The organism is Pseudomonas sp. UBA5666, from assembly GCF_002420785.1.
In the GTDB taxonomy this organism is placed as follows: domain Bacteria; phylum Pseudomonadota; class Gammaproteobacteria; order Pseudomonadales; family Pseudomonadaceae; genus Aquipseudomonas; species Aquipseudomonas fulva.
In genome coordinates this window covers 1-2,333 of the sequence record NZ_DIIQ01000033.1, presented here as the reverse complement: position 1 = coordinate 2,333, position 2,333 = coordinate 1, and the positions used below count along the sequence as shown (strand labels likewise).

The following is a 2,333-nucleotide window of genomic DNA, read 5'->3' as shown; positions in this document are numbered from 1 at the left end:
GCGCAGCGCCCGTGTTGCCGAGGGCGGTGCAGATCGCTTGTCGCAAACGGCACGGGTGAGCTGACCTTATGGAAGACGCACCGCGCTGTCGTCTACCTGACCTCCCCCTTCGAGCCCGGTCCATTGACCGGGCTTCGTTTTTTTAACTAGAGTGCCCAGCCACCCTTTATAGAAACCTGCATCATGTTGCCGCGTGCCGAACAGAAGCTACAGACCCGCCAGGCCCTGCTCGATGCCGCCTGCCTGCTCATGGAGAGTGGTCGTGGCTTTGGCAGCATCAGCTTGCGCGAAGTGGCCAAGGCGGCCGGCATCGTGCCCACCGGTTTCTACCGGCATTTCCCGGACATGGATGCACTGGGCCTGGCACTGGTCAATGAGGTGGACGATACCTTCCGCCAGACCATCCGGCTGGTGCGGCACAACGAGTTCGAGCTGGGCGGTATCACGGATGCGTCAGTTCGTATATTTCTCGATGTAGTCGCTGCCCACCGCGCCCAGTTTCTATTCCTGGCACGGGAGCAGTACGGAGGGTCGCAGCCCGTGCGCCAGGCCATCGCCCAATTGCGGGAAAACATTACCGCTGACCTGGCCACCGACCTGGCCCGGATGCAGCGTTGGCAGCACCTGGACAATGCGGCGCTTACCGTCATGGCGGACCTGGTGGTCAAGACCGTGTTCGCCACCTTGCCCGAATTGATCGACAGGCCGGAAAGGGGTGAGCCGCAGGCGTTGACCCCTCAGGAGAAGATCACCCAGCAGCTGCGCTTCATTTTCGTCGGTGCGCGGCACTGGCAAGGGCTCGGCAACCCCGGCTGACGGGCTCGGCAGACCCGACTTCTGCTACCATGGCGCCCTGCCCGACAGCGACGAGCGCCAAGATGTCCAACCCCCGCCCTACCCTGCCCGAACTGACCCGCTTCAATCAGCACTTTGCCGCGTGCATCGTGCCCCTATGGCAGGGGCCAGGTTGGAACACCGAGATGGCGTTGCCTTACGAGGCCCTGGACGCCGAGCATCAGCCGCTGCCGGTGCAGCGCTATCGGGCCATGGCTTGCGCACGCCAGTTGTACCTGTTCAGCAGCCGCATCGGTCAACCGGGCGCGGCCGAACGCGCCGCGGCATTGTTCCGCTCCTTGCAAAAGCACTTTCATGACCCCGAGCACGGTGGCTGGTTCTACAGCATCGACGCCCAGGGCAAACCGCTGGACCGACGCAAGGACCTCTATACCCACGCGTTCATCGTCTTCGCCTGCGCGCACTATTGGGGCCAGGTCCGCGACAGCCTGGTGGCCTCCACCCTGGCTGGTGCGCTGGACGTCATCGAGCATCGCTTTGCCCGGGATGATGGCTTGTACGAGGCCAGTCTGGGTGAAGACTGGGGCAACCTGGGCAGTGGCGCGCTGCAAAACCCGCAGATGCACCTGGCAGAGGCCTTCTTGCAGGTGTTGGCCGTGCGTGATGATCAGGCTGTGCAGCAATCGCTTCTACAGTTATGCACAGCGATGCAGGCCCACTTCATCGACCCTGCCCACGGGGTGATGCTGGAAAAGCCCCGGGGCACTGTGGATAACTGGTTCGAGCCGGGTCATCAGTTCGAGTGGTTCTATTTGCTGCACACTTCGCCGCTGCTGCGTGGGACGGCGTTGCATGCGTCCATTGAGCGGGGCTTTGTTTTTGCCGAGCACCATGGCGTGAAGGACGAGGCGGTGCTGGCGATGCTGGATGTGCAAGGGCATGTGCTGGATGCGACTCAGCGGATCTGGGCACAGGCCGAATACGCCAGGGCCCTGGCATTGCGCCCTGATGCCGATGTAAAGCTGCCCAAGCTGTTGCAGGCCCTGCAGGGGCGGTTCTTGCGGCAAGCGGGATGGTATGAATGCCGGGACGGGCAAGGCGATGTCAGCCGGCATGATATGCCGTCGACTACGCCTTATCATCTGGCCACCTGTCTGGAAGGGTTGAAGCGATTGGAGGGGTGAGGTCGGGGCCTGCAATGTTGTTACCGTAATGGGCAGTGAGGCTCAGATCCTGGAGCCGTCCAGTGCGCTGGCACGTTTTCGTCACTGGAATACGTACAAGGGCGAGTGTTGTAGGAACTGCCACAGTATCAAGCGCTTGACTTGATGGCGCCGCATGTTCGTCCTGCTAATAGCGCTGCCTAATACTTGGAATATGACATAACCGAAAATCAAAGCTCTCTGCTCTTGCACTAGCAAATATAACTTCAAAATTAGTTAACGCTAGCACACTCCTTGAACACTACACAGGCTATGTATAGCGGCAAGTTTAGACGTTATCATCCCCACTATAGATGCTCTTGCTCTTGCTCTTGC

2 protein-coding genes are annotated in these 2,333 nt (G+C 60.6%); both read left to right on the top strand.

Annotated features, from left to right (window positions below; genetic code table 11):
* The first annotated feature begins 183 nt into the window (after nucleotides 1–183).
* On the top strand, nucleotides 184–816 hold the full coding sequence (locus B2Y33_RS14560; protein WP_027915307.1) for a TetR family transcriptional regulator: 633 nt from the start codon (nucleotides 184–186) through the stop codon (nucleotides 814–816).
* Between the two features lie 62 nt (nucleotides 817–878).
* A complete protein-coding gene (locus tag B2Y33_RS14555) occupies nucleotides 879–1,979 on the top strand; it encodes an AGE family epimerase/isomerase (RefSeq protein ID WP_027915308.1) in 1,101 nt (366 codons plus the stop codon).
* Nucleotides 1,980–2,333: the final 354 nt, after the last annotated feature.